The sequence below is a fragment of the Azotobacter chroococcum genome (assembly GCF_002220155.1).
Lineage (GTDB): Bacteria > Pseudomonadota > Gammaproteobacteria > Pseudomonadales > Pseudomonadaceae > Azotobacter > Azotobacter chroococcum.
Genome location: NZ_CP011835.1, coordinates 3,186,895 through 3,212,036 on the forward strand (window position 1 = coordinate 3,186,895; position 25,142 = coordinate 3,212,036).

Here is a 25,142-nt window from a genome sequence, read left to right on the forward strand (position 1 = left end):
GTAGCGCGAGCTTGTGTGGTCCGGCTGCTTCTGCAAGAAGCGACAGAATGCCTGCTTCAAGGGGCTCGTTCACCCTCCTCAATTTCTTCACGTTGTATTTTTAACGCCTCATTTCTCAAGTCCGCTGGACTTTCAATTTTCTCAAGACTTATTGGACGATCCGGATAACTATCAGAAATTGTTTTCAACCATTGCGCCACATCAGGATTAATATTTTTAATCATGAAAGGATCTATTCTATTTCTAACAGTTTTACCTACACAAAAACTAAAACAAGGGGGATTTGGCTGAAATGGGAAATAAGTACAATCACATTCATCCGCCTCTACCGCCCACGCCAACATACCGATAGACAATATCATTGTCTTTTTCATTTATTTAACCCGTCTGTATTATTGAAAAATATCCAATAAATCGTATAAACAGACAACCATAATGCAAGAAACACCAACGAGACCATCAAGCAATATCGTTGGCTAGAATATAAATCATTAATCTGCCTAAATATTTCACCCCCGCACGCAGGAACCATTAGCGAAGCCAAGTACTTCCCAGATATCACATTACTAAAATAAATAGATACCCCTATCAATATCCATGCTGGAAAAAACAATAGATATGGCAACCGCCAACACATAAGCCTTGGCCTAATGGTTGACGAGCCTATTATTACAGCAATAGTTCCTCCTGCTATGGCAATTGCCCATCCAGACAGTTGCATTGAGCTATCCAATACTTCCTTTAGTAGAGCTGGTAGGTTTTCCATAGTGCTAGCTCCAAATCAAGCCTATTTCAAGATAGCAGCTGATTAACCTCCGATCGCTTCGTGCAAAGAGCGGGGAGTCCTGGCTGGACTTTCAGGAACATTCAGCAGTTTCGGCGGCCCGAGTGCTGGAACACTGGGGCCGTCGCTCTCCTTCATTACTTCGGTGCGATCACTCTCACCCCCTGCCGCCGCTCCAGCGCCCGCAGGAGCCTAAGCCGATCATAGGAGAGTCACTACGTGCTCTTGGTGATGGCCTCCTCCAGGATCTGGACGATCTCATCGTCGAGCGTGTTGTCAGTCCTACCGGCCAGATACTTGGCCAGCTTGAGTAGGATCTGAGCGACAACGTCGGCCGTCAGCGCCTTGATCAACAGCGAAGCCAGTGCGCTAGCGAGCATCGGCAACCTCCTGCAATTCATCCATGGTCCGTGCATAACAGTCGTCCCAGCGGTCGCGATGTGGCTTTCCGGGCCGCCAGGTGCGCTGGTAGTAGTCCCACCCATTAGCGACCTCACCCACCTCCGGAAGCGGCGCCGGATCGGTCCACAGCAACAGGCGGGCGAAGGCCGCGGCGAGGATGTCGTCGTGCTCGAGCACGGCATAGACGGCGCTCGGCACCGGCGCGATGCCACGAGCCTCGCAGACCGCCAAGGCATGCGGACGGCTCAGCGGGTGGAGCAGCACGCCACGCACGCCACCGCCCTGCTCGAACTGCCAGAGGCCACGGGCCGGGCCGCCGACCTGCCGGCGATGGATCAGGCTGGACTCCTGAAGGCCGATGGCCAGCAGCAGGGCCTCGGCCTGGGGGCTGTTCATGCGCGCAGGCAGCAGCGCGAGCGCCGGGGCGATGGCCGCTGCGCGGATCTCAGATAGCGTCATGGAATCTCCAGAAACGAAAGAGCCCGCACGAAGCGGACTCACGATGGCTGAAAGAAGGATGCGTCACACGGCAGGCAGCTCGACAACCTGGAGCGGCCCGTCTTTCTTCTTGCTCTTGCTTTTTCCGACCTTGGCCTTGCCGGCGTTGCCGGCGGACAACGTGTAGGTGTCCACCCAACTGTTCCCCGAATAGCTCCGGCTGACCGACTCGACCAGGTAGTCGCCGTCGGCGCTGGCCTTGAAGCCGCTCAGGCGCACCGTCGTCTCCGCGGCGATCTCGGCCCGCCCTATCGAGGTCAGCGAGCCGGACGCGGTGGCCCGGTTGAGCCCGTCGAGGCGAGCTTTGGCGGCGGCCGTGGCCGCCTCGGGGGTCGGGTAGGTGTGCCGGTCGACATGCTCGCCGCCGGTCTGCGCCGCGCTGCCGTCCGGGTTGGGCAGTTCAATGACCACCGGCTGGCCGGTCTTGGCGTCGTGCGCCTTGGTTTTCACCTTCGCGAAGCTGGCCCGGTCCGGGAAGGTCAGGCTGTAGCGGCTCAGGTCCTGCGGGGTCAGCGTGATCAAGGGCAGGCGCTTGCCGCTCGCCGTCTTGCCGCCGTCGCGCGGCACCACCAGCAGCGTGCCCTCCTTCACCGTCGCCGTGGCCCCGTGCTGGCGGGCCAGGCGGGTGATGAAGTGCAGGTCGGACTCGCGCTGCTGGTCGGCCCGCGGCACGGCCGCCTCGACCTGGCAGGCCGCCGTCCAGCCGTTGCGCCCGGCCACCGCCTCGACGATGGCCGCCAGGGTGGTGCCCTCGTAGGCGACGCTGCGGGTGCTGCGCGCCTCCTGGCGCATGTCTGCCGGCTTGGCCCGGATCGTCATCGTCGCCGGCGGCCCGGACAGCTCGATCTCGTCGACCGTGAAGCTACCCATGGGCGACAGCGGCTGGCCCTTCCAGCCCAGCGACACGCGCAGCCGCGCCCCCTTCGGCGGAAACGCTACCCGCCCGTCGCGGTCGTCCAAGCTGATCTCCAGCTCGTCCGACTCCAGGCCGGCCTTGTCGGTGAGGCGCAGCTCGAGCAGGCGGTCGCGCAGCAGTTCGGTGATGTTCTGCCCATCGGCGAGCAACTCGAAATCGGCTTGCATGGGGCCTCCTCACGACCACAGGCGGATGGTTTCGGCGTTCACCGTCGGCAGATCCGGCAGCAGAATCAGCACGCCGCTCGAATACGGTTGGCGGATCTCGGCCAGGCCCGGGTTGGCGTCCAGCACGGCCTCGACCGTGCCGTTGAGGTGGCCGTAGTGGCGATGGCAGAGTGTGTCGAGGATGTCGCCGTCAGCTGTTCGCATAGTCGTCGCCATAGCGGCGGAACTCCAGGGTGAAGGTTTGCTTGCGCGGGGCGCCGTCGGCCATCAGGCCGCTCTGATCCTCGTCGATCTTGGTCAGATACCAGCGGCCGAGCACGTCGCCGTAGCCGGTGGTCAGCAGCAGCGGCAGCAGGGCCGCGCCGATGCGGCGCAGAGTGTCGAGCTGGCGGGCACCGGCCGCTGTCTTGGTGAAGATCGCCCCCGAGACACTGATCGTCTCGCCGCCCTGGCTGACCGCCTGCAAGGCCTCCTGCCGTTGCAGGCGCTCCTGGGCGGCCACGTTGAAGTTGGTGCTGCGCTTGAGGCTGTCGTAGGCGGCAGTGCCCAGGCCGAAGTAGTAGCGCTCTCCGCTGTCCGACGTGAGGACAAGCAGGTGTGGCTGGGCACTGGCCGCCGTGGCCGGCAGCATCGTCTCCGGCGTCGCCAGCGAGCTGACCGGCAGCAGACCGACACTGACTGCAACCTGCCGTCCGGTGGCTGCAAAGGCCCGCCCGGTCTGGCCAAGCGCTTCGCCGAAGTTCGAGAGCGACGATTGCAGGCCGCTGGCCAGGGTGTCGCCGCCAGTGCTGGACGCGATCCGGCCGACGGCCGTATCCAGGTCCGTCTCGGCGACGGACAGGCCGCGCAGGCTTCGGCCGATTGCCGCAGCGCCGGCGGTATCCAGCGACTCGGTCGCCAGGCGGCCGGAGACCGTGGTCAGCCGGGTTGTGGCATCGCCCAGGCTGGTCACGACGGCCCGCGCGCCGTCGGCCGCGCCCGCGGTCTGGCCCGCCTCGAGACGCTCGAGAGTCAGGCGCACCTGCTCGGCCGCGCCGGCGGCTGATGTGGCGGCCTGGGACAGGGTGTCGATCAGATCAGTCATGACTCCCTCATAAATGCAAAACCCCGCCGGGGCGGGGTTGTGGGTAGCAGTTGAACTTCGTCAGCCTTTCGCAACAGGGCGAGGCAGCAGGGTCAACTCAGCCGAAGTTTGGCGGAGTTCATGCTGAACCGTCCTTCGCTGCCCTGGTGGATCTCCACCCCCACAAATACCAGTGCTCTCACGGTGCTCCCCCTTCACTTCTGGTCACGACAAAGACTTCGTCATCTGGACGATGACTTATTTCAACGGGATATTCCGCGTGCGTGTAGTAGTAGGTGGTGCGGCGATACACCTTCTTCCATCCGCATCCGGTGAGCGATTCATCGAGGACGACTCGCCGGTCTCTTACGCAGTTGGGATTGTTCTTCTTTTTAATTTCTCGCCCATTGGTGTCAACAAGAACGATGCCATCCTCTTCGGGACATACGTCTTCAAGCTGGTAGTAAGGCTTGCGCGCGATAAGCGTTATCGCCGAGTAATCAGAAGATGGCTTCCCACCATAGAGAAACAGCCGCGCTTCTATTTTCGCCCCGCAAATTTCGGCATCCTTGATTACACACTCGATGCTCTTGTCTTGGCTTTGGGCGCACGAAAACCCTGCCTGCTGCGCGTCGGCCAGTTGGCCGGGGACTTGCCATGCGTAGAACTTCACCGGCGCGATAGCCTTGGGTTCTTCTGGCTTTTTCGAGCAGGCGAGTAGAGCGAAACAACATCCGATGCCGAGAAATTTAAGCACGACCGACGATGGAAACTTCATAGCTTCTCCCCTTGAAAATCACCACGCCGCAGGTGAAGGCTTGATGCTATCACTACACATGCGCCGCATCGAACAGCTCCGTCCGCGCCTGCTTCGCTTTGAACTCCTCGAACAGGCGCTGCAGGTGCGGCATCAACGAACTGGCCAGCTGCTGCGGGTCCTTAACGTCGCCCTGCACCGTGACGGTAACGGTCGGCGCGAAGGTGACCGTCTGCGGGACGGGCGGCGGCGCGGGCGGCTCCTCGGGTTGCGCCGCTTCCATCACCTTTTCCACCAGGCCCTGGTAGTCGATCTCCGGGCCAGCCTGCTCGCCGCCGGATTCCTTTTCAGGGGCCGCCGCCAGGGCGTCCTGATCGTCCTTGGATCGGCGATTCCGCCCGCGCCTGGTGCGCCCGACCGCCTGCCCAACAGCCGGCTCGTCTGCCTCCTTTCGCTCTGCCGTCGACGACGCAAAGCCGAACCCGGCCTTGCCCGCAACAGTGCGGCCGAGCAGGCTTCCCAGGGCATCGCCGCCGAACGTGCCGAGCGCGCCGCCGAGCAGCCCGCCGACGGCGATGCCGAGCGGCCCGGCCAAGGCGCCGGCCAGGGCACCCAGCTTGGCACCGGCCAGCCCACCGATCAGCTCGCCAGCGGCACCGCCATAGCCCTCGCCCTTTTCCTCGGGCGTCTCGGCGTTTGAGAACGTGTTGTAAAGCCCATATGCCGCCGAGCCAATTGCCAGGGCACCGCCGAGCTTTCCGCCGTGCCGGCCGAGGAAGTCCATGACGCCGCCGAACCGGCCGCCAGCCGCCTTGCCGCCCGTCTTTCCACCGCCTCCCAGCTGCTCGGCCAGGCCGCCGACACCGCCGCCAGGCCAGTTGGTGACGAACACCTGTTGCACGTCGCCACCGCCCAGCACGCCGTCGACGACGGCGCCGCCCTTGCCGCCGGTGAAGCGGTCGACCACCTTGCCCAGCAGCGAGCGCTCGCCGGCGGCCGCACCACCCTTGCCGCCCCCGCCCAGCAGGCCGCGGGTCACATCGAGGGCGCCGCCCAGGATGCCGAGGCCGCCCTTGGCCACCTTCCAGGCGGCGATGGCGCCGCCAATGGCGACGATACCCGCTACCCAGTTCGGGTACTCCTTCGACCAGCCGGCCATGGTGGAGGCCATCGTCTTGACGCCCACGCCGACCATGTCGGTGACTGGCCGGATGGCATCACCGATCTGCGCCATGGCCTCGTTCATGGCATTGCCGGCTTCACGCCAGATCTGCGCACTGGCGGCGCGGCGGTCGATCAGATCCTGCTCGATCTTGGCGACCCCGTCGGTGCTCTTGATCTTCTGCAGGTTCTGCTGGTGCAGCTCCTTGTTCTGGATCGCCGCCAGCGCCGCCTGCTTGGCCTGCATGTCGGCGATGTACTCGCTCAGCCCGGCCATCGCCAGGTAGCCGTCGAGCATCTTCTGCCGCTTGGCCGGGTCCTCGGTCTTGGCGATCTGCGCCTGGATCTCGGCGAGCTTCTTGGCCTTCTCCGGGTCGGTTTTCTTCATCGACTGTTCGATGACCCCCAGGAAGGCGGCGACCGGGTCGTAACCCTTGGCGATCGCCGCCTGCATGGAGCCTTCCAGGTCGATGCCCTGGTTCTTGAACTTGGTCTTGGTCTCGTCGGAGGTGATCTTGTTGAACAGGTTGGCGAGGTTGTTCGCGGCCTCGTCGGCACTGCCGGCCGCCTTCATCTGCGTTTGCAGCATGCCGGCCAGGGCGACCGTGGCCTGCTCGCCCGACATCCCAAAGCCGGTCATCTGCGGCATCAGGCTGGCGAACCATTTGGCCATGTCCTTGGCCTCGAAGCTGCCTAGGTCGCCGGCGACAGCCACCTTGCCGAGCGCCGCCTCGATGGCCTTGGGGTCGGCGATGCCGGCCTGGCGCAGGGCCAGGACCATGCTGGCCACGTCGCCGGTGGCGGCGTTCTGGCCGACCGAAAAACGCGCCATGGTGCCCGCCAGGGCGCCGGCCTCCTTCACCGCCATGCCGCCGGCCACCAAGTCGTTGACCGCCTGGGCCAGCTCGTCGCGGCCCATGCCGTTGTCGGCCGCATCCCGGCGGATCGAGTCGGACAGCGCCTGCTCGTCTCCGGTGCGGGCGATGCCGCCCTTGATGGCGATGTCGCGGATGATCGCCTGGTAGTTTGCGGCGATCATCGTCGGCGCGGCGATGCCCGCGGCTACCGCGGCGCCGGTCTGCAGGCCGGCCTTGGTCTGCTCGATGCCCTCGCCGATCCGCGTCTTGCCGGCCGCCATCAGCTCGGCGCTGCGGGCTGCCTTGCCCAGACGCTGATACTCCTTCTCCAGGCTGCCGACCGCGACGCCGTGCTGCTTGAGCAGGGCGAGGTTGCGGGAATGGCGGTCCTCCAGCCTCTTCAGCCCGGCGCCGCCTTCCTGCACGGTCTGGCGCATCTTCCGGCCCAGCTCGACCGTCTCGCCGATCAGGCTCTGCAGGCCGCGGGTGCGCTCGGCCTTGGCCTTGAGCGCATCGAGGCCCTTGCCTGCCGAGGACAGGGAGCGGCCGAGCGATGCGTCGACCGCTCCGCCGATCTTGACGCCGAGCGATAGGTTGCTGGCCATGGGTATCTCCTGTGTCGATTCGGGCAGCCGGGCCTAGCCCAGCCACCACAGCGCCTCCGCCGGCGTCAGCCGGTCGATCTCCGACGGCTGGAAATGCAGCTCCTTCGCCAGCCGCCGGGCGATCAGCCGGACGGCTTCAGGCGGCATCCTCGTCTTCGCGGACCAGGCGAAAATAGCCCCCCTGGATGCGGTTGTAGTTCCGCAGGGTCAGCCCCTCGAAATCGTCCGGCGCGCACTCGGCCAGGCTGGCGAACAGGTGAAACTCCTGGGCCTCCTTGTCGTTCGGATGGACTTTTTCCGCGGTGCGCAGGTCGCGGATGGTCGGCTCGCGCAGGGTCACGCGGTCGACCTTGACGCCGTTGAACTCGGCGGGCTTGGCCAGCAGGATGGTTGCCGACGAGTCGGACAGGATCAGCCAGGCGGGCAGGGTTTTCTGGGTCTTTGCGGTACTGGTCATGGCAGGATCTCGATAGTGCGGGAAGGAGAGAGGCCCGGCACGGCGCCGGGCGCGGGATTACAGGCCGATGGCGGCACGCTCGGCGGCGAGCTGGTCGACGCCGTTGACGATGCACACACAGTTCAGCGGGTCGATCTCGTAGATCACCCGGCCATCGACCTCGAGCTTGTAGTAGCTGAGCGAGACGGCGTAGGTGTTCTCGTTGCGCTGGCCCATGCTCCAGGCTCCCGGGTCTACCTCCTTGAGCATGCCGCGCAGCGTGGCGACCGCGGCGATGGTCCTGTTCTGGAGGTCCTTGAAGGCGCCGCGGAAGGTGCCGTTGAAGGCGGTATCGTCGGCCAGGCCAAAGAAAGCCAGCAGCTCGGGGTCGATGCCGGGCATCTTAAAGCCGGCGGTCAGCAGCTCCAGGCCCATGCCGATCTCGACCGGAGCGCCCAGGCCACCGGCGTTGAACTCGTCGGTCTTGCGCGTCAGCTTGGGCAGGGTCAGCTCGGTGACCTTGCCGCCGTAGCCGCGGCCATCGACGTGCAGGGCCATGTTTTTGAGGGTTTGCGGAATCATGGCGGCTCCTTATCAAGCGGCGATGTCGAGCACTTCGGTGATCCACTGGTCGGTCACCTCGACGCGGAACGTCGGGTTCTCGGCCGGCGGCACGTCGGTGAAGCGGATGTTCCAGTACACGCGCCCCTGGCTCAGCTGGCTCTCGGTGTTCAGCTCGGGGTCCGGGTAAACCTCGAAGTTGATGATCGCGCCCTGTGCCTTGAGGTCGCGCATGAAGGCCTCCAGGCCGGCGGTCACGTCCTGGACATAGGTCTTGGTGATCGAGCGGTCGACCGCCCACTTGTGCCCGGCCAGGATCGCGTCCATGACGATGTCCAGGGTGCGCACGCGGGTGACGAAGGCCCACTTCGCATCCGTGCTCAGGGTGCGGTTGCCCCACAGGCGGAAGCCGCCGTCGCGGATGATGGTGGCGATGTTCGCGTTGTTGAGCAGGTTGGCCCGGCAGGTGGCGTCGCCGTCGAGGAACTCGATGGGCCGCGAGGTGCCGGTGATGCCCTTGATCTCCTTGTTCGACGGCGAGGCCCAGAAGCCGTAGTTGGCGTCGGTCCAGGCAAAGAGGCCGGCGACATGGGCAGAGCCCGGCACGACCACGTCGGCGCTGGCGACGGTGTCCCAGACCTTGACGTTGGGATCGACCATGTAGATGCGCTTGCTGCCGAAGTTGCCGGCGTAGGCGATGGCCGCCTCGTCGTCGGTGTCCGGCCCCTCGACGATGGCGATGGCCTTGAGCTTGCCGGCCAGGGTGTCCATGGCGGTGGCCACCGCCTGCTGGCTGGAATAGCCGGGGGCGATCAGCAGGCGCGGCTGGGCGTTGAAGCGGCTCTTGCCGTCGAGCAGCGCCTGCATGCCCGTGCGCTGCCCGTCGACGGTGACGCCGCCGATAACCGCGCTGGCCGTGGCCGCCGCGTCGACGCCGGCCTCCACGCCCACCGCCACCACCACGGCGCTCGCCTGGTCGTAGATGCCCTTGGCCGCCTTGGCCAGGGGCGAGTCCACGCCGAACTTGGCCACGGCCTCGCGGTAGCTGGTCAGCAGCGTGGGGATGTTTGGCTCGGCCAGCTCCGCCCCCGGGGTGAACACGGCCACCAGACCGATGATGGAGCTGGACGGGATGGCGATCGGGCGTGACCCGCTGTCCACCAGGGTGACGGTGACGCCGTGAAAAAAGGACGTGGGCATGGATGCTCCTCATGGAAACGCAAAAGCCCCGGGGTGGGGCTTTGGGCAGACATAAAAAAACCGCTTGCGCGGCTTAGGGGATCGTCAGGCGCCGACAGGCAGCGGGTCAGGGGCGGCCGCCGGCGGGAAGTGCTCGCGGACCAGCTCGCCGTAGTAGGCCAGCTCGCAGTGGCGGATCTCGCCCTGTCGGTCCCAGAAGAACAGACTGTCGATCAGGCGCTCGGCCAGGGCCCAGCCCTCGCGGTGCGTGCGGCTGCTCAGCGTCTCGTCGACGTAGCCGCCGAGTGCCGCGTTGGCCAGTTGGTCAACGGCGATCAGCAGGCCGAGCCAGTAGGGCCGGCTGCGGTGGTCAGGCCGGTATAGGTCCAACTTATTCGCCATAGCTGACCTCCAGCGCCGGCAGCCCAGCGATCACGTCTTCCAGCGCCGGCAGCGGCGTCGTGCCGGCCTGGACCGCATCGAGCAGGCTGTAGCAGTAGTCCCAACACAGCGACCGCCAGGCGCGGAAGGCCAGCCCCTCAGCCTGGAAGCGTGGAACCGCCGGTTCGTCGGCGTAGGTCACGGCGCTCTTGATGTCGTCGTAGCCATAGTCCTTGGCGATGGCGTCCAGGTGCTGCTGCACCGCCCGCTCGTATTGCGCGGCGAGTTCCTCGACGGTGGGCACCGGCGCGACATAGGGCGCGATCTCGCCATACTCGCCGGCCAGCGCGGCTGCATAGCGCGAGCGGCAGACCTCGGAGTGGATATCGTCGGGAGAGGCTGTATAGGGAATCCAGCCGTAATCCGGGTGCTCGATGTCAATGTCAATCGTCCCGTGCGCGTTGTAGCGAGGGTTTTGGATGTTCATTCGGATATCCTCAGGCACAGCGTGACGGAGTTGGTGTCGTCGAGGTTGGCGTCGTACAGGTGGCCCATGACGCGCCAGGTTCCCGCTGGAGTGCCGGAATAGGCACCAGACGCCGCGGCATAGCGCAGGTTGCTGCCGGCCACGAGCGTGCCGGCCGGAACGGCGACACCGGCCGAACCGCCGCCGACGACGCAGAGGGCATAGGAGCCGATGCTGCCGACCTCCATGGCGCCGATCTTGTAGGCGCCGTTATGGTCGCTCCAGAGATGTCCGAAGTCTGTTGCATCGACCTGGACGCGCAGGTCCGTCCCGTCGAAGCCGATATAGATGGTGTTGGTCAGCTGGTAAGCCCCGCCGCCTTGCCGTACGGGGATGAAACCCAAGGCGCGCTGCAGGTGGTAAACGATGCCATCCGATTCGCGACGGAAGTAGGGAAGATCGGGGTTATTGTTATCAAGTCCGGCCACGGTGATGCCGTCCCGAGCGACCTTGCCGGCCAAGGCATTGGTGACGGTCGTGGCGAAGTTCGGGTCGTTGCCCAGGGCGATGGCCAGCTCGTTGAGGGTGTCCAGTGCCGCCGGCGAGGAATTGATCAGGGCGGAGATGGCTGCCTGCACGAAGGCCGTGTTGGCGATCTGGGTGGTGTTGCTTCCGGCCGCTGCCGTTGGCGTCGTCGGCGTGCCGGAAAGCGCCGGGCTCAGCAAGGGGGCCTTGGTCGGGTCGTAGATCGTGATGTTCGCCGTACCGTCGAACGCCACCCCGTTGATGGTCCGCGCGGTGCTCAGCTTCGTCGCCCTTTCGGCCAGGCCGACCAGATCGCCGACCAAGTAGCGCACGGCGACATCGCCGTTGCCGTCGCGCACGACAATGGCTCCTGGGGTATTCAGGGAGGTGCCATTCAGGGTTACCGCATCGCCCAGCTGGAGCGCTGCCCGGGCAGACAATGGCGTGACGCCGAGTTCCAGCTGGTTGTTCTCGCTCCACAGCCTGCCGAATGACGTCACATCGACCTGGAAAATCAGGTTGCCGCTGCCGTCGAACCCGATCATGACCTTGTTCGACTGCATGCCGGCGCCGCCCCCCTGCTGCACCGGGGTGAAGCCGAGGGCTGGCTCCTTTGTGGCATCGTAGATCGTGATGTTCGCCGTGCCGTCGAAGGCGACGCCGTTGATGGTGCGCGCGGTTTCCAGCTTGCTCGCGGCAGCTGCCAAGCCCTCCAGATCGCCATAGATGATGGCGACCGCGACATGGCCGTTGCCATCGCGATACATGACGCTTTCCGGCACATTTGTCGAACTGTAATCCCGAGTCGAGGCCGTGCCGAGGCCGAGGGCCTCGATCACGGCAGCCAGCCCCTCCGGATGGACCGCACGCGAACTGTCTGCGCCGGTCAGGGTTTCCGCGACGGTGGCCAGCTCGACAACACCCGCCACTTCGGTAGTAGCCGGCGGGTTGATGAACACAACATCGCCGAAGGTCAGGCTGGCGGCGTCGAGGCTCTCCAGGACGATGTCGACGGCCAGCAGCAGGGTCGAGGCGCTGGCCTTCTCGATGATCCAGCCCGAGGCGGACGGCTGCGAGTAGACCGCCACCAGCGTGCCGCTGGAGGAAAACAGGCCGAACTCTCCAACGTCGTAGGCGTCGCCGCCTTCATCCTTGACGGTGACGTGGATGGTGTCGTCAGCGACCACCTGGCCGCCGATGGTGCCGAGGCGCTTGATCTCGCCCTGCAGGGCCGTCTGGCTCTTGCTGGGGGCGTACTGTCCGGTGCCGACGCCGAGCTGGCTGATGACGACCGGGCCGGTGCCGGTGTTCTGGGCGTTGACGATCTCGGCCCGGCCGGCGTCGGTGATGGTGATCTGGAGTGCCATGTCAGGGGGCCTCTACAGCCTGGATTCTGCGATAGACGATGGGGCGCGCGGCGCCCTGCAGGCCGAGGCCGCCGGTGGCGGACAGGCCGAGGGTGAAGGTGAAGTGCGAGCGGACCGGCTTGGTGCGCTCGATCTCGCCGATGATGTCGTCCTGATAGGCCGCGGTATTGGGGACGCCGGCGCCGAGGGTCAGCACCACCTCGAAGGTGTGCGGGGTGCCGCGCGGACTTGTCTGCCACCACTCGCGCAGGGCCAGCGAGCTGCCGAAGGCGCTGACCACGTCGCGCACGGACTTGGCCGTGCCCTTGCGGCGAGCGATCTCCACCGCCTGGCGGATGCGCTCGCGCTTGATCGCCTCCGGCCAATAGGGCTGCCAGCTGTCGAGCGACAGCGACCAGGCCAGCCAGGGCAGCAGGTGCTCGGGACAAGCATCCGGCGACCACAGCTCGCGCAGCGGTACGGGCAGCGCGCTCAGATCCGCCGTGGCCTGCTCGAAGGCGCGCTCCATGGCGGTGGCGTTGGACGGCAACAGGCTGGAAGGGTCACTCATCCAGGCCTCCGTCGGTCAGGGTGATGGCAGTGCAGTAGGCGGTGCTCTGCCGATCGACCACCAGGTTGGCGGTCGGACTGATCAAGTCGACGCGCTGTACGCCCGGCTGATGCAGGGCGGCATAGAGGCCGGACAGGGTCACGTCGAGGCCGAGGCGGTGCTGGCCCTCGGCGTAGGTCTCGATGGCGGCCTGGGCCGCGGCCATGACCACGGCGCGGTCCGGTCCGGCGAAGAAGTGCAGCGTCGCCTCGACCTGCCAAGGCACGACCGTTGCGCCCTGGACCTGAACATAATCGGTGAGCGGGCGGACAGACTCGTCGGTGAGCGCACTCTCGACGGTCGCCAGCAGCTCGGCGCTGGCGGTGCCGTCGCCCTCGCGGGACAGCACGGTGACCACCACCTCGCCTGGAGTCGGGCTGGTCGCGCTGGCATCGAGCACCAGGCCGCTGGCACTCAGGGCGTGGAAGACGTAGGCACCCTCCGGCCCGGCCACGGACAGCCCTTCAAGGGACAGCTGGATGCGGTAGCGGAAATCCGTGTCGCTCTCGTAGACCGCGGCGACCGGCGGGATAGCCTCGGGATCGGCGGGCGAGATTTCCAGGCGCAGCACGCCGAACAGGCCACCGAGCTGATCCAGATCTTCGCCGACCGAATAGGCCAACATCACGGCCCTGGCCGCGTCGTTGATGCGGGCGCGCAGCTGGATCTCCTGGTAGGCCACCAGCTCCAGCAGCTTGACCACCGGGTCGGACTCCAGCAGCGCACTGAAATCGGGATACAGCGCGGCAAACTGCGCGGCCCGCGCCTGGTAAACGCTCTCGTAGTCGAGAGTTTCGACCACCACGGGGGACGGCAGCTGGGAAAGATCGATCATACGGTTACGTCCAGATTGACGGTGTCGCCCAGGTAGTCGCCGGTCAGCAGCAGGTCGATGCGGCCGTTCGCGACGGCGACGACCTTGACGCTGCGCAGGCGGATGCGCGGCTCGCCGTACTCGCGGCCGTAGGCGTCCTTGCGGGAGGACAAGGCGCTGGCGACCTCGGCCTGCACGGCTGAGACCCAACCGCGGGTCACCGGCAGGTCGACCATGCGCGGCAGCTCGGAGCCGTACAGCGGGCGCATGCGCCGGGAGCCGCGGCGCGTGCCGAGGATGTCGCCGATGCTTTGGCGCAGGTGATCCAGGCCGCTCAGCGGCCGGCCCGTCTCGCGGTTCATGCCGACGACGGCCATGGCGGTCAGCCCTCGCGGGTGAAGTCGGGATGCCGGTCGAGGAACTCGATCAGGGTCTGGTCGCTGGCGACGAGGCGCGAGCGCTCGACGGCGAAGGCACTGCCGTCCTCCAGCAGCAGGGTGCGCGACTTGTAGGCCTTGTCGATGAAGGTCACGGCGCGCAGGGCGGGCACAACGGTTTCGGCGGCCGTCGCGAAGACGTCCGGATCGGTCTGGCTCATGGGGAAACCTCCAAAAAGAAGCCCGCGCGGGGCGGGCGGATTAACCGGTGAAGACGTCGGGCGAGCCTTCGGCCACGCTCGAGCCGCAGTCGACCGGGTCGCCGATGCGCCCGAGCGGCAGGCCGTTGGCGAAGACCGTCGCGCTGCCCTGGGCCAGCACGCCGGCATGGCAGGACGACGGGTCGCAGTGGATGTCCCAGGCATCGCCCTGGCGGTGGGCGGCGATACCATTGACGAACACGTTCGGGCTGGCACTGACGGACGGGCGCGGCGGGAAGGCGCCGTGCCCCGTGCACTGGTCGCCCAGGCGGGTGACGGCGGGCATGGGGCGTCCTCAGTTCAGGTCGATACGGGGGCCGCTGATCTTCACGCCGGCGGCCGACAGCTCGATGCTCGACGGGCCGCAGCGGATGACGATCTTGCCGCTGGCGGGAATGTCGAGCAGATACTGGCTGGCCTGATGGTCGTACTCCTCGCGGGCGCCGTCCGGCCAGTTCTGTGCGGTGATGTGCGCCTGGTTGTCGTTGCCCGGGTACGCGTCGGTGTAGAAGCCCGGCAGCACGAAGCCGGCGGCGGCCTCGCCGGAGGGGCTCATCAGCAGCGCCTGCTCGCCGACCGAGGGCGGCCGCCAGTGGCGGACCTGTCCGGCGCCCAGGGAGGCCCAGGGCATCCAGGCGGATACCCAGTCGTCGACCCGCACCCGGCAGCGGGCGTTGGCATGATCGACGGCCTCGACGGTGCCGGCCTGCATCAGTATGGATAGGAGCCGGTCGTGCTCGGCTGACTCGTAGCTCATGGCGCCTCCTCGCCCGACGGCCAGTAGTCGGGCTCATGGCCCGGGCCGGTGTCCGGATCGATGCCCAGGTAGAGGGTAGTGCCGGTGCTGTCCTCGTAGGGCCATTCGAGCTGGCCGAGGTGGAACTCGTGGCGCCACTCGACGCGCCAGACGACGTAGCCGTCGAGCTCGGGCTTGAACCAGTCCGGTCCGGCCTCGACGAAATCGGCGGCGCCGATCGGCAGCTCCCAGCGCTGGTCCCGCAAGGCGACCGCCAGGGCGGCGGCCATCAGCGAAGCACGCTGCTGCGGCTGCGCCACCACCGGATCGACCACGATGCGTGCCTGGAAGCGTCCAACCAGCGCCATCTCGCCGGTACCGGGATCGGTGCCCGGCTCCAGCTCGTCCAGCTCCAGCAGCACGGCCGGCAGGGCGATGCGCCGGCGGATGTCCGGCCAGACCTCGACGGCCTGCGCGGCAGGCAGCACCGCGGCAATGCCGGCGCAGATGGCCGCGTAGAGCTGGTCGAGGCTAAGCGGTTCTTCGTCCATTCGCATTCCCCAGCAGCTTGTGGAGTTCGTAGTTCACTTCCTGGCGCAGCAGCTCGAGCAGCCGCGCCTCGGCCTGGGCGACCCAGCGGTCGAAGTGGCGGCGCGCGCCCTCGAGGCTGATCTTGGCCTTGGCTACCGGAAAGCGGCCAGACAGGCTGGCGTCGAGGTTGCCGCGCCCGGCGCCCCTATCCGGATAGTCCTTTGCATCGAACTGCTTGCTGGCCGTGCGAATCCAGATGTCCGGGCGGTCGCCGTAGACCCGCTTGTAGAAGGCACCGGGGTAGCGGCGCCGGCCGACGCTGACGCCCTGGGCGGTCTGCCGCGGCTTTCCGGTCAGGCTGGCCGGCAAGGGGTTGATGCCGAACCAGAGCTCGCCGCGGCTGGAGACGCCCTTCGCCTGCCGCACCCGCAACCGCTCGCGCACGGCCCGCACGGCAATGCGCTCTTCCTGGCCCACCGCCCGGGCGATATGGGTGCGCAGCCAGCCGAGGGTCTTGTTGATGGCCCTTCGCTGGGCGGCGGCCATAGCCTTGGGCGCCAGGGCGGAAAACTCCCGAAAGCGGTGCAGATCGGCGTCGCTGACCTGCACATGGATCGTGCCCTCGCGCGCCCTCTGCTTGTGGTAACTGCCGACACTCATGCTCGCGGCCTCAGGATCAGGGCGACCAGCCCGCTGCCGTCCGGCTCGAGGTCGACCACGTCGTAGGCGCCGCCATCGGGCGGCGGCAGGTCGACCACTACCACCGAGCCGCGCACCGCGGCCTGGGCATCGGCTGCGCGCAGGACCAGCCGCGGCTCGATCAGGCCGGTGTTGAGCGTGCCGATCTTCGGTTGCGCAACGACCTGCTCGAACATGCCCAGCACCGGCTGGCCGTCGAGGGTGGCGGCGTCGGCAAGGGTGTCGAAGACAGCGGCGTCGAGCTTGACCACTGCGTCATGAAAACTCATGGCGCCCCCGATCAGCTGGTCAGCTTGATGCAGGCGGTGGGCTTGGTGCAGATGTGCAGCGGGTTAGACTGCGCCTCGCCCATCACGCCCTTGTCGAAGGCCATGCGCTCGAGCTTGCCGTAGTAGGGCACGCCGAGGGTGTTGACCGTCTCCATGTAGTTGGCCGGGGCGAAGATGGTGCGGAACAGGTCCGGCACGCCTTCGGGCACCAGGTAGGCCTCGCCGTCGGCGATGAAGGCGCTGCCGCCGATCTTGCCGCGGTAGCGGATCCAGAGAACGCCGCCGTACTCGAAGGCCTGACGGCGATCGCCACGCAGGGCGGCGGCGGCCTCGTGGTTCAGGTAGGCCTCGCGGGCGCGGCCATCGGCGATCAGCTCGGCCCAGAAGGACTTGCCGCACCAGGCGACGGCGCCGGTGGAAGTGGCATTGCCGAGGGCGTCTTCCTGCTTGTCCAGCGCCTCGACGATATCGGCGTCGACGGTCGACAGCGCGGCATCGGGGTTGAAGCCGATGGCCTGGGTCTGCTGGGTCAGGCCGAAGGCGGTGAACAGGTTGTGCAGCACGGTCACGCCGTCGGCGTCGACGATCTGGCCCTTGAGGGCGCCGACGCGCTGGTACTCGTGGGTGGCGGCCAGCTGGTTGATCACCGGGGTGAAGCGGGCGTTGACCACGTCCTGCACGGCCTGCAGCTCGGTGCGCGAGCCAAAGGCGCGGATGCCCTGGATCTCGTCGGCGAGGATGGTGAACTGCTGCGGCAGGTGCACGCAGTTGAAGGGGATCAGCTGGCGTTTGCTGCCGTTGACCACCAGGGCCGGCGCACCACGGGGAGCGGCGGGCACCAGTTCGAGGGTGCTGCCGTTCTTCTCGATCTGCTGGGTGACGGTGGTGCTGCCCTCTTCGACGAACAGGCCGTGGTTGCTGATCTGGCCGGGGACGTGGGGGGCGTCGTTGAGGCCGGCGATGAGGTTCTGCACGCCGAACGCTTCGTCTTCGAAGACGCTGATTTCTGCCATGGGATGGGCTCCAGAAATGATGAACCCCGCCGCGGCGGGGTTGTGGGTGTCGGGGTGGAGGGGATCAGCGGGCGAGGATGCCGAGGGCCAGCAGGTCGGCCTCGCCGGCGGTGTCCAGCCCGGTGAGCAAGGCGCGCTTGACCTCGGCGTCGCGGACGATGCCGACGCTGCGCTGGGGCGAGGCAGAGATGCCGACCGGGGCGTAGAGCACGGCGGTGACGGCGTTGGTACCGTCGAGGGCGTCCGGGTCGTAGGGGCCGTAATGGCCGCTGGCGGTGACGGTGCCGAGCAGTTGGCCGGCGGGCAGCAGCGCGGCGGTGGCGGCCAGGGTGATGTCTTCCCGCGAGCGGGTGCCGTTAGCCTCCGAGAGGAGGACTTCACCGGCATGGACGCCTTCGGTCTTGATGGTCATTTATGCGCTCCTTTCGAGGCTCGTTGGTTGCGTCGGGCATAGATCGCGCCGGGGTCGACAGCTTTCACGCCGGTGGGGGTCGGGTCGGGGGCCGGTGGGGTGTTGTCGATTTCGCCGAGCCCGCTGCCGACCAGCTTGTCGAACAGCTTGGCGCGGGCGCCTTCGGCATCGAGGCCGGCCGTGATCAGGCCGCGGGCCTCGTCGGGCAGGCGGGCGGCGTTGCACAGCTCGCGGACGGCCTTGGCCCGGGCCAGCTCGGCCTGAATGGCAGCCCGGCTCTTGAGGCCGCTGGCCTTGATCAGCACTTCGGTGAGGTCGGCGATGCCGAGCTGCTGGCAGCCGGCGGCCAGCTCGGCAGCCAGGGCGGCGGCCTCGGGCGTGGGGGCCGGCTCGGGCTCGGGTGCCGGCTCAGGCGCTGGCTCGGGCTCCGGGGCCGGCGGTTCATCTTGCTGGGCCAACAGTTCCTTGGGCGCGTTCTGGTAGCGGTTGAGCACGCGGTTGCGGCCGATGCTGGCCTTGATGCTGTTGCCGGCGGTGACTTCATCGACGAAGCCCAGCGCCTTGGCCTCGGCGGCGGTGAGCCAGGTTTCGGCGGCGATCAGGCGGCGCAGCTCGGCGTCGTCGATGGTCAGCGGGCGATGCTGGTAGCTGGCGACGATGCCCTCGAAGGCCTGGTCCATGATGTCGGCGACCTTGCGCAGCTCCTCGCTATCGCCGGCGGCGTAGGTCCACGGGTTATGGATCATGAACAGGGCGTTGTCGGCCATGGTCACGCGTTGGCCGCCGCTGGCAATCACGCTGGCCGAGCTGTAGCAGGCGCCGTCGATGCGCACGGTGACGCGCTCGCCGAGGCGCTGCAGGGCGTTGTGGATGGCGATGCCGTCGAACAGGTCGCCGCCCGGCGAGTTGATGGCGACGGTGATCGGCGAGGTGCCGTCGTCCTGCGCCTTGAGGTCGCGGACGAAGTCGGCGGCGGTGATGCCCCAGAAGCCGATGTCGCCGTAGATCTCGATTTCGAGGGTGCGCTGCTCGCCCTCGCCGGCCGCCTGGATGCGGTACCAGTGCTGGTCAGCAGAAGCCTGGGCGCCCGGCCCCTTGTTGAGGATGCGTGGGTGTTGCCGGTGGCGCTTCATGTGGTGGAGTCCTCTTTATCTTCGTCCGCAACGGTGGCGGTTGGGCCGTAGTGGAGCCCGAGCCGTTCGGCGCGGGCGTTGTCTTCGGCGTTCTCCTGGTCGATCTGCTCGGCGTCGTAGCCGCTGCGCAGAACCACCTCGCTGCGGCTGGTGAGGCCAGCGGCGATTTCCATCTGGCGGGACTGCACGTCCTGCACGGGGTGGATGTAGGCCCAGCCTTGCGGTACCCAGCGGGTGCGCAGGTATTCGCGGCGGCGGGTGCCGTAGTCGGGCAGGTGCAACGCGCCGGACAGGTAGGCCATGTCGAGCCAGGCGGCGCGCACCGGGCGACACAGCTGGTGGACGTAGAGGCCGAACTGGAGCTGCTCGATGCGCCGGCGGAACTCGTTGAGGATCACGCGCATGACGCGGTCGTTGACCTCGCGCATGTCGCCGGTGAGCAGTTCGTAGGGCAGGCCCACGCCGGCGGCGGCGGCCTGCAGCTGCTGTCGCATGAAGTCGACGTAGGTGTTGCCGGCGTCCGGCGGGTCGCTGAACTCGACTTCCTCGCCGGGCAGCAGTTCCTGCATGGAGCCGGGCTCCAGGCCGACGATGGGGGTGAAGCCGTCGCTGTCGAGCTGCGGAGCAGCGCCGGTGATCGGGTCGACCTGCTGGAAGGTGCTGTCCGCCGCGGGCTTGCGGATGAAGCCGGCGAACAGGTTGGCCACCTCCTGGCGGAACAGCACCGCGTCGTCGTAGTTGTCCAGGGACTTGAGCCGCAGCAGGATCGGGGCCAGGCGCGGGACGCCGCGCAGTTGGCCGGCCTCGGTCGGCTCGAAGATGTGCAGGACCTCGTTGGCCGGGACGCGCACCAGTTGGTGGTACTGGCCGGCCTCGAAGGCATCGCCGGGGTGCTGACGGTGCATCCAGTAGGCGACGCGCCGACCGAGGCGGTCGAACTCGATGCCGGCCTTGATGCGGTTGCCGTTGCGGGTTGTCTCGGTCTTGTCCAGGGGGACGAACTCGGGGGCCAGTACCTGCAGCTGCAGGGGGACGGCCAGGCCGTCCTCCGGGCGGCGCGGGCGCAGGCGGACGAAGCATTCGCCGCTCTCCTCCACCATCCGGGCGACCAGGGCCTGCAGGCCGTAGAAGTCGAGCAGGCCGTCGGCGTCGGCTTCGGCGACCCAGTCTTCCCAGAGTTCGTGCAGGGCGCTGCGCAGGGCTTCGTCCTTGGTACGGGCCCGCGGGGTGATGCCGGTGCCGATCAGGTTGCTGACGCGCCGGTCGATCGCGCTGCAGGCATAGGGGTCGTTGCGCACGGCGGCGCGGGCGCGCTTGCGCAGGATGCGCAGCGCAGGCACCGCCAGGCTGTTTAACGCAGCGTCGGGCGCATCCCAGCCGGCGGCGCGACGGCCGGTGCCGGCGCCGTCGTAGCTGGCCTTGATGCGCCTGGGGGTCAGTTTGATTCGGCGCATCAGATGCCCTTGCCTCTGCTGTAGAGTCGGGAAATTCGGGAGCGAGGCGCTACTGCGCGGGCCTCGGCTGCGGCCTCTTCGGCGTACCGGGCCTCGAGGGCGCGCAGGCTGTCGAGCTCGCCGCGCTTGAGGCTGCGGTCGCCGCGGCGCACTTCCTGGCCGTTGTCGAGGATGTCCTGGATCGCGGCCCGCACTTCGGCCAGGCGTTGGGCAGCTGTAGTCATGGGTGGCCTCGGGTTATCGGCGTGCGTTGAGGTAGCCGCTGATGGATCGGCGGCGTGCCGGCGCCGGCGTTGCCGCCGGGGCAGCGGGCGCCGGGCTGGCGGGTTGCGATGCCGCAGGCGTGGCCGCCGGGGCAGTGTCCGTGGCGGACTCGGTGAACAGGTTGCCCTGGCCAACGCTCTGGCGGAGCTTGGCCCATTCGGGTTCGCGGTAGCGGTTGAGGCCCAGCAGGTGGGCCATGGCCAGGTTGTAAACCAGCAGGTCGAGCGCTTCGTTGCGGTCGGCCTTGCCCTTGACCCACTCGATGCGCTTGTGGCCCTTCACGTAGCGGGCGATCTTGCGCTCGGCGACGCACTGGTCGTAGAAGTCGTCGGACAGGTCCTTGCTGAAGTGCAGGGCGCCGGCGCCTTCGCCCAGGCCGTAGCGGTTGTAGATCCAGTCCTTGGCGGTGTCGGTGCCGATCATCCAGAGCTCGGCGCCTTCCTTGTGGGTGGTGCCCTTCCAGGTGACGTCGACCTTCGACGGGCGCTGGGCAAGCACCGGGCGCCCTGCCCGGCTCGCGCCCTTGACGGCGAGGACGTTCCGCCAGCGACGCAGGCGGGTGAACTGGTAGACCTCGTCGGTATGGTGGCCACCGGAGTCGATGGCGGTCGCGCAGATCGCCAGCTCGACGCCGGAGACGTGGCGGTACCGTGCCTTGAGCTTCTCGTCGAGTAGCGCCCATGTGCGCTCGTCGGCCGGATCGCCCATGATGACTTGGTGATCGACGACCCAGCGCTCCATGCCCTCGCCCCAGCCGATCACCAGCAGTTCCAGGCGGTTGTGCTGGGTATCGACGGCCGCGGTGAGGATCAGCGCGCCCCGGGGGGCGCTGCCGAGCGGGTAGTCCTCGGCGCGGGCCTTGAGCTCGCTGGCCCTGGGCGGCATCCCACAGCCGGGCCAGGCGGGTGTTGTAGAACACCTGCATGGGTTCGAGGTCGCCCTTGTCCTGGGCGGCCCTGGCCTTGTCGTATTGCTTGGCCAGGCCGAGCCAGCTGACCCAGCCCAGCGGGGCATACAGGGCGTTGAGGGTGAAGCCGACCGTCTCGCCGTCGCCCTCGGCGTGCGCACGCCATTCGCCGCGGGCCAGCATCTCGCCCTTGTGGTGCTCGTCGATCAGGCAGCCGCAGTCCGGATTGCAGCACAGGTACTGCACCTGGCGGTAATCCTCGCTGTACTTGAGGTTTTCCCACTCCAGCGTCTGCAGCTCGCCGCAGTGCGGGCACGGCACGTGGTAGTGCCGCTGGTCGCTCTGGGCGAACAGGTTGGCGATCCGCGAGGCGCCCTTGATGGTGGGCGAGCTGGAGAAGTAGATCTTGGCGTTGCGCCCGAAGGTGCTCGCGCGGGTCTCGGCCAGCTCGATCGGGTCGCCCTCGTTGTCGACGTCGACATCCCAGCGGTCGACCTCGTCGCCGTAGATGTAGCGCGCCGCCAGCTCGGCCAGGTTGGATGCCGAGCCGGCGGTGGTGGCGTACAGGGTGCCGCCCTCGAACTCCTTGGTGTCCATGGTGTTGCGCGCGTCGCGCGAGCGCGGCGAGGCGACCCGCTCGCGCAGCACGGGGGTGGAGTCGATGGTCTTGCCGACCCGGCCGCTGACCCGCTTGGCCAGGGCTAGGCTGGGCAGCAGCATGAGGATGTTGGCCGGGGCCATGTGGATGCAGCCGCCGATCCAGTTGAGGGCGATCTGCGTCTTCATCAGCTGCGAGGCGACCATGGTCACCACGCGTTTGGCGGGGTGGCTGGGTGACAGGCAGCGCATCGGCTCCCGGGCGTAGGGCGTGCGCTCCGTGCGGTACGGGCCGGGCTCGGCGGCGCCGGTTTCGCGCGGGATGCGCATGTATTCGTCGGCCCATTCGTCGACCCAGAGTTCCGGGTCGGGCTGCAGGCCGCGCAGGTAGGCCGAGCGGTACTGCTCGGCACCGTCGGCATACCGTTGGTTCATGGCGTCAGCTCGGCGGCTTGATGGCGTGTTCGAGGTCGGCGGCGCTCAGGCGGTTGGCGTCCTCGAGGACGCGGCGCAGGCCGGCGGTCAGCCGACGCTCGAGCTCCCAGGGATCGCTGATGGCGGCCAGCTCGGCGCCGATCTGCTTCGGCAGGCCGAGCAGCAGGTCGCGCAGCAGGCGCCCGGTGGCGAAGGCGGCATTCTCGACGGCCTCGCGCTCGACCAGTTCGCCGTCGCTCTTGCGGGCCTCGTTCTCGGCAAGACGCGCCAGGTAGTGCTCGCGCCGGGCCCGGGCTTTCTGGAAGTCGATGCCCTCGTCCTCGGGATGATCCAGCGGCGTGGCGGCGGGTGCCAGGTGGGCGGTCACGCCACGCTCGACGCGCTCGCGCTGGTGGCGTTCGGCGACGCCGGCCTTGCTGGGGTCGGCGGTGCGCTGGAGCAGGGCTTCGGTGGCGGCGACGTCGACCTTGCCGGCGGCCGTCATGACCAACCGACCCTGCTTGGCCAGCTTCGAAACATAAGGCTTCGACCAGCCCTTATGCGCCGCGAATTCGGACTTGCTGAGTTCGATCATGAAGACACCTGTTAACCGTTTAACGGCAATCGTTAACCTGTTAACCCCCCGTTAACTAACCTCCAGGCCCAGCCGCTAACACAGAATCGCGGCTCATATGACCCGTACCCGGGCAGATTCCACAGGGTCCCCCGCTTCATCCGACCACCGACCACGCTAGCCATCGACAAGTCCCGACCGCTTCGCCAACCACCGCGCATACAGCGCCCCGGCGATGTCCGCGCCCAGCAGCCCGACCACAATGCCGATGCCGCCGGAGATCCACACATCGCCGATCAGCGAGTGCGCGATGAACAGCGACGCCATGCCGAACAGCGCAGACGACCCGAACCGCAGCAGCACCCGCTTGACGATCTCGCCGACCGCCACGCCGGCGGCATCCGCCTGGCGCATCTCGCCGACCAGGCCGGCAACCGCAATCAGGAGCAGCATCCAGGTGGGCAAATCAGCCAGTGATGGCTGTACTCCTTGCTCGACCGCCATGCCGGTCCTCCTTGATGAATAGGTGGCCCGCTCCGCGATCCCGCCTGGGAGCAAAGGAGCGAGGGGCCGGAAACGAAAAAGCCCAGCGCTCGGCCAGGCTCTTCTGAAAAAGAAACCCCGCCGAAGCGGGGTCCAGGGTGACCGCCAGGGAAAACGGTCAGGCGCACAGCAGGTGCTCGGGGGTCGCTGCAATCACAGCAACGACAAACGTAGCGGCTTTGTACCCCCCGACCTGCAGTGGCGTAAACGGTCGATTAACGCCAGTTCCGAATCGTCTCGCAATGTCCGCTGAATATCCGCGAATAGTCCGAACACCCCCGACGAACGGTCACGCCGCCAGCCCTGCCAATGCGGCCTTGAGCCGAACAGCCAGCGCCTGGTGCAGCTCATCCACCTGCACCCGATAGCTCCGCTCGCTCACCTTCAGCTCCTTGAGCTGCGCTGCCACCGAGGGCGCCTCGCCGACATGCACATAGCGCACCTTGGCCAGGGTATAGAGCACTGCGCCCCGACCACCCAGGCCGCCCTCCTCGCGCAGATCGCTCAACGACCGCAGCGCCTCGTCCACCAGCCGGCAGACCCGGCTGTGCTGCGCATACGCCACCAGCGGGCCGAGCCCGGCGCTGCCGCCCGTAGCCCGACCACCGCCCATCCACTGCTCGGCATCCCCCAGGGGCGAACGCACCGGAGCAACCCACTCAGGCGCAGCACGCTCCTGGCCCCACTGACGCAACAGAACATCCATCGATTTGATCATCCCTGCGCCCTCGCCTCAGCCGCGCCCCAACCGACGCAAATCTTCCTGGCGCATCTTCTCTGCACGCGCCGCGACGTCCCGGTCAGCAGCGACTAGAGGTTCAAGCAGGCGCAGAACCGCAAGGAAGTCAGGAAGGCGATCACCGACCAGAATGTAATCGATGCTGTCTCCATCGACGTTCACATCGAATATGAACTTCACACCAGGCAGCCTGCCCTCCGGCCAACTCTCAGCATGCGCCTGACGGCGATACAACTTGTAAGCGTCGCCAACCTCATCATGCACCCACAGACCAAGGTCCTTCAGCAGATCATCAAACTCCTTCCAGTTCGCCAACTCCTGGCAAAGCATCGACTCCAGAGTCTCTGCCAACAGCACCAGCTCACCCTTCTCAACACCGTAAACCGCCATATCCCTATTCCCCCCTTGAGTGAAATCAAACCCTAACCAAAATCAGCAAACACTAACCACAACCATAACCACCAAAAACCCTTTATAAATCAGCTTATTATCTTCTGCTGGTTATAGTGTTTAGGGTGGTTAGGGTTTACCGCGCATATAAGAAAAAATAACGACATGAAAGATCGACCCTTAATATTCGCGCACATACGCGCGCGCCCGCGTTAACCCTAACCACCCTAACCGCACACCGTGAAAGCCGCGAAAACACTGTCCCTCAGCGTGGTTATGGTCTGAAAACACAACCCTAACCA

General features: G+C 66.7%; 32 protein-coding genes and 1 pseudogene. All 33 read right to left on the minus strand.

Features of this window, described 5'->3' with window-relative positions; genetic code table 11:
- Window positions 1-56: 56 nt before the first annotated feature.
- Window positions 57-374, minus strand: coding sequence for a hypothetical protein (locus ACG10_RS23785; RefSeq protein WP_157731459.1), 318 nt, complete (start codon window positions 372-374; stop codon window positions 57-59).
- A 625-nt stretch (window positions 375-999) separates the two neighbouring features.
- A complete protein-coding gene (locus ACG10_RS23790; protein WP_157731460.1) occupies window positions 1,000-1,164 on the minus strand; it encodes a hypothetical protein in 165 nt (54 codons plus the stop codon).
- Entirely contained in the window at window positions 1,154-1,645 is a 492-nt protein-coding gene (locus ACG10_RS14750) for a hypothetical protein (RefSeq protein WP_089168779.1), read from the minus strand. Before ACG10_RS14750 ends, ACG10_RS23790 begins: the two co-directional genes overlap by 11 nt.
- A gap of 63 nt (window positions 1,646-1,708) precedes the next feature.
- Window positions 1,709-2,767 (minus strand): phage late control D family protein, encoded by a 1,059-nt coding sequence (locus ACG10_RS14755; RefSeq protein ID WP_089168780.1) that lies wholly within the window; start codon window positions 2,765-2,767, stop codon window positions 1,709-1,711.
- Window positions 2,768-2,776: 9 nt separating this feature from the next.
- Entirely contained in the window at window positions 2,777-2,983 is a 207-nt protein-coding gene (locus ACG10_RS14760; RefSeq protein ID WP_198318953.1) for a tail protein X, read from the minus strand.
- A complete protein-coding gene (locus ACG10_RS24485; protein ID WP_089168782.1) occupies window positions 2,958-3,851 on the minus strand; it encodes a phage tail protein in 894 nt (297 codons plus the stop codon). The genes ACG10_RS14760 and ACG10_RS24485 overlap by 26 nt, the downstream gene beginning before the upstream one ends.
- 178 nt (window positions 3,852-4,029) lie before the next feature.
- Entirely contained in the window at window positions 4,030-4,608 is a 579-nt protein-coding gene (locus tag ACG10_RS23795; RefSeq protein ID WP_157731461.1) for a hypothetical protein, read from the minus strand.
- 52 nt (window positions 4,609-4,660) lie between these two features.
- On the minus strand, window positions 4,661-7,210 hold the full coding sequence (locus tag ACG10_RS24765; protein WP_089168783.1) for a phage tail tape measure protein: 2,550 nt from the start codon (window positions 7,208-7,210) through the stop codon (window positions 4,661-4,663).
- Window positions 7,211-7,346: 136 nt separating this feature from the next.
- Window positions 7,347-7,667 (minus strand): phage tail assembly protein, encoded by a 321-nt coding sequence (locus ACG10_RS14775; RefSeq protein ID WP_089168784.1) that lies wholly within the window; start codon window positions 7,665-7,667, stop codon window positions 7,347-7,349.
- A 57-nt stretch (window positions 7,668-7,724) separates the two neighbouring features.
- Window positions 7,725-8,228, minus strand: a complete 504-nt coding sequence (locus tag ACG10_RS14780; RefSeq protein WP_089168785.1) for a phage major tail tube protein — start codon at window positions 8,226-8,228, stop codon at window positions 7,725-7,727.
- A 12-nt stretch (window positions 8,229-8,240) separates the two neighbouring features.
- Window positions 8,241-9,407 (minus strand): phage tail sheath subtilisin-like domain-containing protein, encoded by a 1,167-nt coding sequence (locus tag ACG10_RS14785; RefSeq protein WP_089168786.1) that lies wholly within the window; start codon window positions 9,405-9,407, stop codon window positions 8,241-8,243.
- Between the two features lie 84 nt (window positions 9,408-9,491).
- Entirely contained in the window at window positions 9,492-9,788 is a 297-nt protein-coding gene (locus ACG10_RS14790) for a hypothetical protein (RefSeq protein WP_089168787.1), read from the minus strand.
- Entirely contained in the window at window positions 9,778-10,254 is a 477-nt protein-coding gene (locus ACG10_RS14795; protein ID WP_089168788.1) for a hypothetical protein, read from the minus strand. Before ACG10_RS14795 ends, ACG10_RS14790 begins: the two co-directional genes overlap by 11 nt.
- Entirely contained in the window at window positions 10,251-12,125 is a 1,875-nt protein-coding gene (locus tag ACG10_RS14800) for a phage tail-collar fiber domain-containing protein (protein WP_089168789.1), read from the minus strand. The genes ACG10_RS14795 and ACG10_RS14800 overlap by 4 nt, the downstream gene beginning before the upstream one ends.
- Window position 12,126: 1 nt before the next feature.
- Window positions 12,127-12,675: a phage tail protein I gene (locus ACG10_RS14805; RefSeq protein ID WP_089168790.1), complete on the minus strand. Its 549-nt coding sequence runs from the start codon at window positions 12,673-12,675 to the stop codon at window positions 12,127-12,129.
- Window positions 12,668-13,549, minus strand: a complete 882-nt coding sequence (locus tag ACG10_RS14810; RefSeq protein ID WP_089168791.1) for a baseplate assembly protein — start codon at window positions 13,547-13,549, stop codon at window positions 12,668-12,670. Before ACG10_RS14810 ends, ACG10_RS14805 begins: the two co-directional genes overlap by 8 nt.
- The gene (locus tag ACG10_RS14815; protein ID WP_089168792.1) at window positions 13,546-13,905 is read right to left on the minus strand and encodes a GPW/gp25 family protein; all 360 of its coding nucleotides are present in this window, start codon (window positions 13,903-13,905) and stop codon (window positions 13,546-13,548) included. Before ACG10_RS14815 ends, ACG10_RS14810 begins: the two co-directional genes overlap by 4 nt.
- A gap of 5 nt (window positions 13,906-13,910) precedes the next feature.
- The gene (locus tag ACG10_RS14820) at window positions 13,911-14,126 is read right to left on the minus strand and encodes a hypothetical protein (RefSeq protein ID WP_089168793.1); all 216 of its coding nucleotides are present in this window, start codon (window positions 14,124-14,126) and stop codon (window positions 13,911-13,913) included.
- Window positions 14,127-14,166: 40 nt separating this feature from the next.
- Window positions 14,167-14,451 carry a PAAR domain-containing protein gene (locus ACG10_RS14825; RefSeq protein ID WP_089168794.1) on the minus strand — a complete coding sequence of 95 codons (285 nt, stop codon included), beginning with the start codon at window positions 14,449-14,451 and terminating at the stop codon, window positions 14,167-14,169.
- A 9-nt stretch (window positions 14,452-14,460) separates the two neighbouring features.
- The gene (locus ACG10_RS14830) at window positions 14,461-14,922 is read right to left on the minus strand and encodes a phage baseplate assembly protein V (protein ID WP_089168795.1); all 462 of its coding nucleotides are present in this window, start codon (window positions 14,920-14,922) and stop codon (window positions 14,461-14,463) included.
- Entirely contained in the window at window positions 14,919-15,452 is a 534-nt protein-coding gene (locus ACG10_RS14835) for a hypothetical protein (RefSeq protein WP_089168796.1), read from the minus strand. Before ACG10_RS14835 ends, ACG10_RS14830 begins: the two co-directional genes overlap by 4 nt.
- Window positions 15,433-16,092: a hypothetical protein gene (locus ACG10_RS14840; protein WP_089168797.1), complete on the minus strand. Its 660-nt coding sequence runs from the start codon at window positions 16,090-16,092 to the stop codon at window positions 15,433-15,435. Before ACG10_RS14840 ends, ACG10_RS14835 begins: the two co-directional genes overlap by 20 nt.
- Window positions 16,089-16,400 (minus strand): head-tail joining protein, encoded by a 312-nt coding sequence (locus tag ACG10_RS14845; protein WP_089168798.1) that lies wholly within the window; start codon window positions 16,398-16,400, stop codon window positions 16,089-16,091. Before ACG10_RS14845 ends, ACG10_RS14840 begins: the two co-directional genes overlap by 4 nt.
- Window positions 16,401-16,411: 11 nt before the next feature.
- Window positions 16,412-17,413 carry a major capsid protein gene (locus ACG10_RS14850; RefSeq protein ID WP_089168799.1) on the minus strand — a complete coding sequence of 334 codons (1,002 nt, stop codon included), beginning with the start codon at window positions 17,411-17,413 and terminating at the stop codon, window positions 16,412-16,414.
- Between the two features lie 64 nt (window positions 17,414-17,477).
- The gene (locus ACG10_RS14855) at window positions 17,478-17,825 is read right to left on the minus strand and encodes a head decoration protein (RefSeq protein WP_089168800.1); all 348 of its coding nucleotides are present in this window, start codon (window positions 17,823-17,825) and stop codon (window positions 17,478-17,480) included.
- A complete protein-coding gene (locus tag ACG10_RS14860; protein ID WP_089168801.1) occupies window positions 17,822-18,958 on the minus strand; it encodes a head maturation protease, ClpP-related in 1,137 nt (378 codons plus the stop codon). The genes ACG10_RS14855 and ACG10_RS14860 overlap by 4 nt, the downstream gene beginning before the upstream one ends.
- On the minus strand, window positions 18,955-20,412 hold the full coding sequence (locus ACG10_RS14865; protein WP_089168802.1) for a phage portal protein: 1,458 nt from the start codon (window positions 20,410-20,412) through the stop codon (window positions 18,955-18,957). Before ACG10_RS14865 ends, ACG10_RS14860 begins: the two co-directional genes overlap by 4 nt.
- Window positions 20,412-20,636: a hypothetical protein gene (locus ACG10_RS14870; RefSeq protein WP_089168803.1), complete on the minus strand. Its 225-nt coding sequence runs from the start codon at window positions 20,634-20,636 to the stop codon at window positions 20,412-20,414. The genes ACG10_RS14865 and ACG10_RS14870 overlap by 1 nt, the downstream gene beginning before the upstream one ends.
- Window positions 20,637-20,649: 13 nt before the next feature.
- Window positions 20,650-22,615, minus strand: a pseudogene (locus tag ACG10_RS14875) (phage terminase large subunit family protein).
- A 4-nt stretch (window positions 22,616-22,619) separates the two neighbouring features.
- Window positions 22,620-23,189, minus strand: a complete 570-nt coding sequence (locus ACG10_RS14880) for a terminase small subunit (protein ID WP_089168804.1) — start codon at window positions 23,187-23,189, stop codon at window positions 22,620-22,622.
- A gap of 156 nt (window positions 23,190-23,345) precedes the next feature.
- A complete protein-coding gene (locus ACG10_RS14885) occupies window positions 23,346-23,672 on the minus strand; it encodes a phage holin family protein (RefSeq protein WP_089168805.1) in 327 nt (108 codons plus the stop codon).
- Between the two features lie 328 nt (window positions 23,673-24,000).
- The gene (locus ACG10_RS14890; RefSeq protein ID WP_157731462.1) at window positions 24,001-24,417 is read right to left on the minus strand and encodes a hypothetical protein; all 417 of its coding nucleotides are present in this window, start codon (window positions 24,415-24,417) and stop codon (window positions 24,001-24,003) included.
- Window positions 24,418-24,444: 27 nt separating this feature from the next.
- Window positions 24,445-24,840: a hypothetical protein gene (locus ACG10_RS14895; RefSeq protein WP_089168807.1), complete on the minus strand. Its 396-nt coding sequence runs from the start codon at window positions 24,838-24,840 to the stop codon at window positions 24,445-24,447.
- Window positions 24,841-25,142 lie beyond the last annotated feature (302 nt).

What these genes read in the sequence shown, in the direction of transcription:
- ACG10_RS14835 (WP_089168796.1), bottom strand. Translation starts at nt 15,452, where the DNA reads ATGGACGAAGAACCGCTTAGCCTCGACCAGCTCTACGCGGCCATCTGC.
- ACG10_RS14755 (WP_089168780.1), bottom strand. Translation starts at nt 2,767, where the DNA reads ATGCAAGCCGATTTCGAGTTGCTCGCCGATGGGCAGAACATCACCGAA.
- ACG10_RS14790 (WP_089168787.1), bottom strand. Translation starts at nt 9,788, where the DNA reads ATGGCGAATAAGTTGGACCTATACCGGCCTGACCACCGCAGCCGGCCC.
- ACG10_RS24765 (WP_089168783.1), bottom strand. Translation starts at nt 7,210, where the DNA reads ATGGCCAGCAACCTATCGCTCGGCGTCAAGATCGGCGGAGCGGTCGAC.
- ACG10_RS14785 (WP_089168786.1), bottom strand. Translation starts at nt 9,407, where the DNA reads ATGCCCACGTCCTTTTTTCACGGCGTCACCGTCACCCTGGTGGACAGC.
- ACG10_RS14795 (WP_089168788.1), bottom strand. Translation starts at nt 10,254, where the DNA reads ATGAACATCCAAAACCCTCGCTACAACGCGCACGGGACGATTGACATT.
- ACG10_RS14880 (WP_089168804.1), bottom strand. Translation starts at nt 23,189, where the DNA reads ATGATCGAACTCAGCAAGTCCGAATTCGCGGCGCATAAGGGCTGGTCG.
- ACG10_RS14780 (WP_089168785.1), bottom strand. Translation starts at nt 8,228, where the DNA reads ATGATTCCGCAAACCCTCAAAAACATGGCCCTGCACGTCGATGGCCGC.
- ACG10_RS14885 (WP_089168805.1), bottom strand. Translation starts at nt 23,672, where the DNA reads ATGGCGGTCGAGCAAGGAGTACAGCCATCACTGGCTGATTTGCCCACC.
- ACG10_RS14855 (WP_089168800.1), bottom strand. Translation starts at nt 17,825, where the DNA reads ATGACCATCAAGACCGAAGGCGTCCATGCCGGTGAAGTCCTCCTCTCG.
- ACG10_RS14830 (WP_089168795.1), bottom strand. Translation starts at nt 14,922, where the DNA reads ATGAGCTACGAGTCAGCCGAGCACGACCGGCTCCTATCCATACTGATG.
- ACG10_RS23790 (WP_157731460.1), bottom strand. Translation starts at nt 1,164, where the DNA reads ATGCTCGCTAGCGCACTGGCTTCGCTGTTGATCAAGGCGCTGACGGCC.
- ACG10_RS14825 (WP_089168794.1), bottom strand. Translation starts at nt 14,451, where the DNA reads ATGCCCGCCGTCACCCGCCTGGGCGACCAGTGCACGGGGCACGGCGCC.
- ACG10_RS14760 (WP_198318953.1), bottom strand. Translation starts at nt 2,983, where the DNA reads ATGGCGACGACTATGCGAACAGCTGACGGCGACATCCTCGACACACTC.
- ACG10_RS14895 (WP_089168807.1), bottom strand. Translation starts at nt 24,840, where the DNA reads ATGGCGGTTTACGGTGTTGAGAAGGGTGAGCTGGTGCTGTTGGCAGAG.
- ACG10_RS14815 (WP_089168792.1), bottom strand. Translation starts at nt 13,905, where the DNA reads ATGGCCGTCGTCGGCATGAACCGCGAGACGGGCCGGCCGCTGAGCGGC.
- ACG10_RS14860 (WP_089168801.1), bottom strand. Translation starts at nt 18,958, where the DNA reads ATGAAGCGCCACCGGCAACACCCACGCATCCTCAACAAGGGGCCGGGC.
- ACG10_RS14800 (WP_089168789.1), bottom strand. Translation starts at nt 12,125, where the DNA reads ATGGCACTCCAGATCACCATCACCGACGCCGGCCGGGCCGAGATCGTC.
- ACG10_RS14810 (WP_089168791.1), bottom strand. Translation starts at nt 13,549, where the DNA reads ATGATCGATCTTTCCCAGCTGCCGTCCCCCGTGGTGGTCGAAACTCTC.
- ACG10_RS14840 (WP_089168797.1), bottom strand. Translation starts at nt 16,092, where the DNA reads ATGAGTGTCGGCAGTTACCACAAGCAGAGGGCGCGCGAGGGCACGATC.
- ACG10_RS14890 (WP_157731462.1), bottom strand. Translation starts at nt 24,417, where the DNA reads ATGGATGTTCTGTTGCGTCAGTGGGGCCAGGAGCGTGCTGCGCCTGAG.
- ACG10_RS14750 (WP_089168779.1), bottom strand. Translation starts at nt 1,645, where the DNA reads ATGACGCTATCTGAGATCCGCGCAGCGGCCATCGCCCCGGCGCTCGCG.
- ACG10_RS14805 (WP_089168790.1), bottom strand. Translation starts at nt 12,675, where the DNA reads ATGAGTGACCCTTCCAGCCTGTTGCCGTCCAACGCCACCGCCATGGAG.
- ACG10_RS14870 (WP_089168803.1), bottom strand. Translation starts at nt 20,636, where the DNA reads ATGACTACAGCTGCCCAACGCCTGGCCGAAGTGCGGGCCGCGATCCAG.
- ACG10_RS14845 (WP_089168798.1), bottom strand. Translation starts at nt 16,400, where the DNA reads ATGAGTTTTCATGACGCAGTGGTCAAGCTCGACGCCGCTGTCTTCGAC.
- ACG10_RS23785 (WP_157731459.1), bottom strand. Translation starts at nt 374, where the DNA reads ATGAAAAAGACAATGATATTGTCTATCGGTATGTTGGCGTGGGCGGTA.
- ACG10_RS14850 (WP_089168799.1), bottom strand. Translation starts at nt 17,413, where the DNA reads ATGGCAGAAATCAGCGTCTTCGAAGACGAAGCGTTCGGCGTGCAGAAC.
- ACG10_RS14775 (WP_089168784.1), bottom strand. Translation starts at nt 7,667, where the DNA reads ATGACCAGTACCGCAAAGACCCAGAAAACCCTGCCCGCCTGGCTGATC.
- ACG10_RS14865 (WP_089168802.1), bottom strand. Translation starts at nt 20,412, where the DNA reads ATGCGCCGAATCAAACTGACCCCCAGGCGCATCAAGGCCAGCTACGAC.
- ACG10_RS24485 (WP_089168782.1), bottom strand. Translation starts at nt 3,851, where the DNA reads ATGACTGATCTGATCGACACCCTGTCCCAGGCCGCCACATCAGCCGCC.
- ACG10_RS14820 (WP_089168793.1), bottom strand. Translation starts at nt 14,126, where the DNA reads ATGAGCCAGACCGATCCGGACGTCTTCGCGACGGCCGCCGAAACCGTT.
- ACG10_RS23795 (WP_157731461.1), bottom strand. Translation starts at nt 4,608, where the DNA reads ATGAAGTTTCCATCGTCGGTCGTGCTTAAATTTCTCGGCATCGGATGT.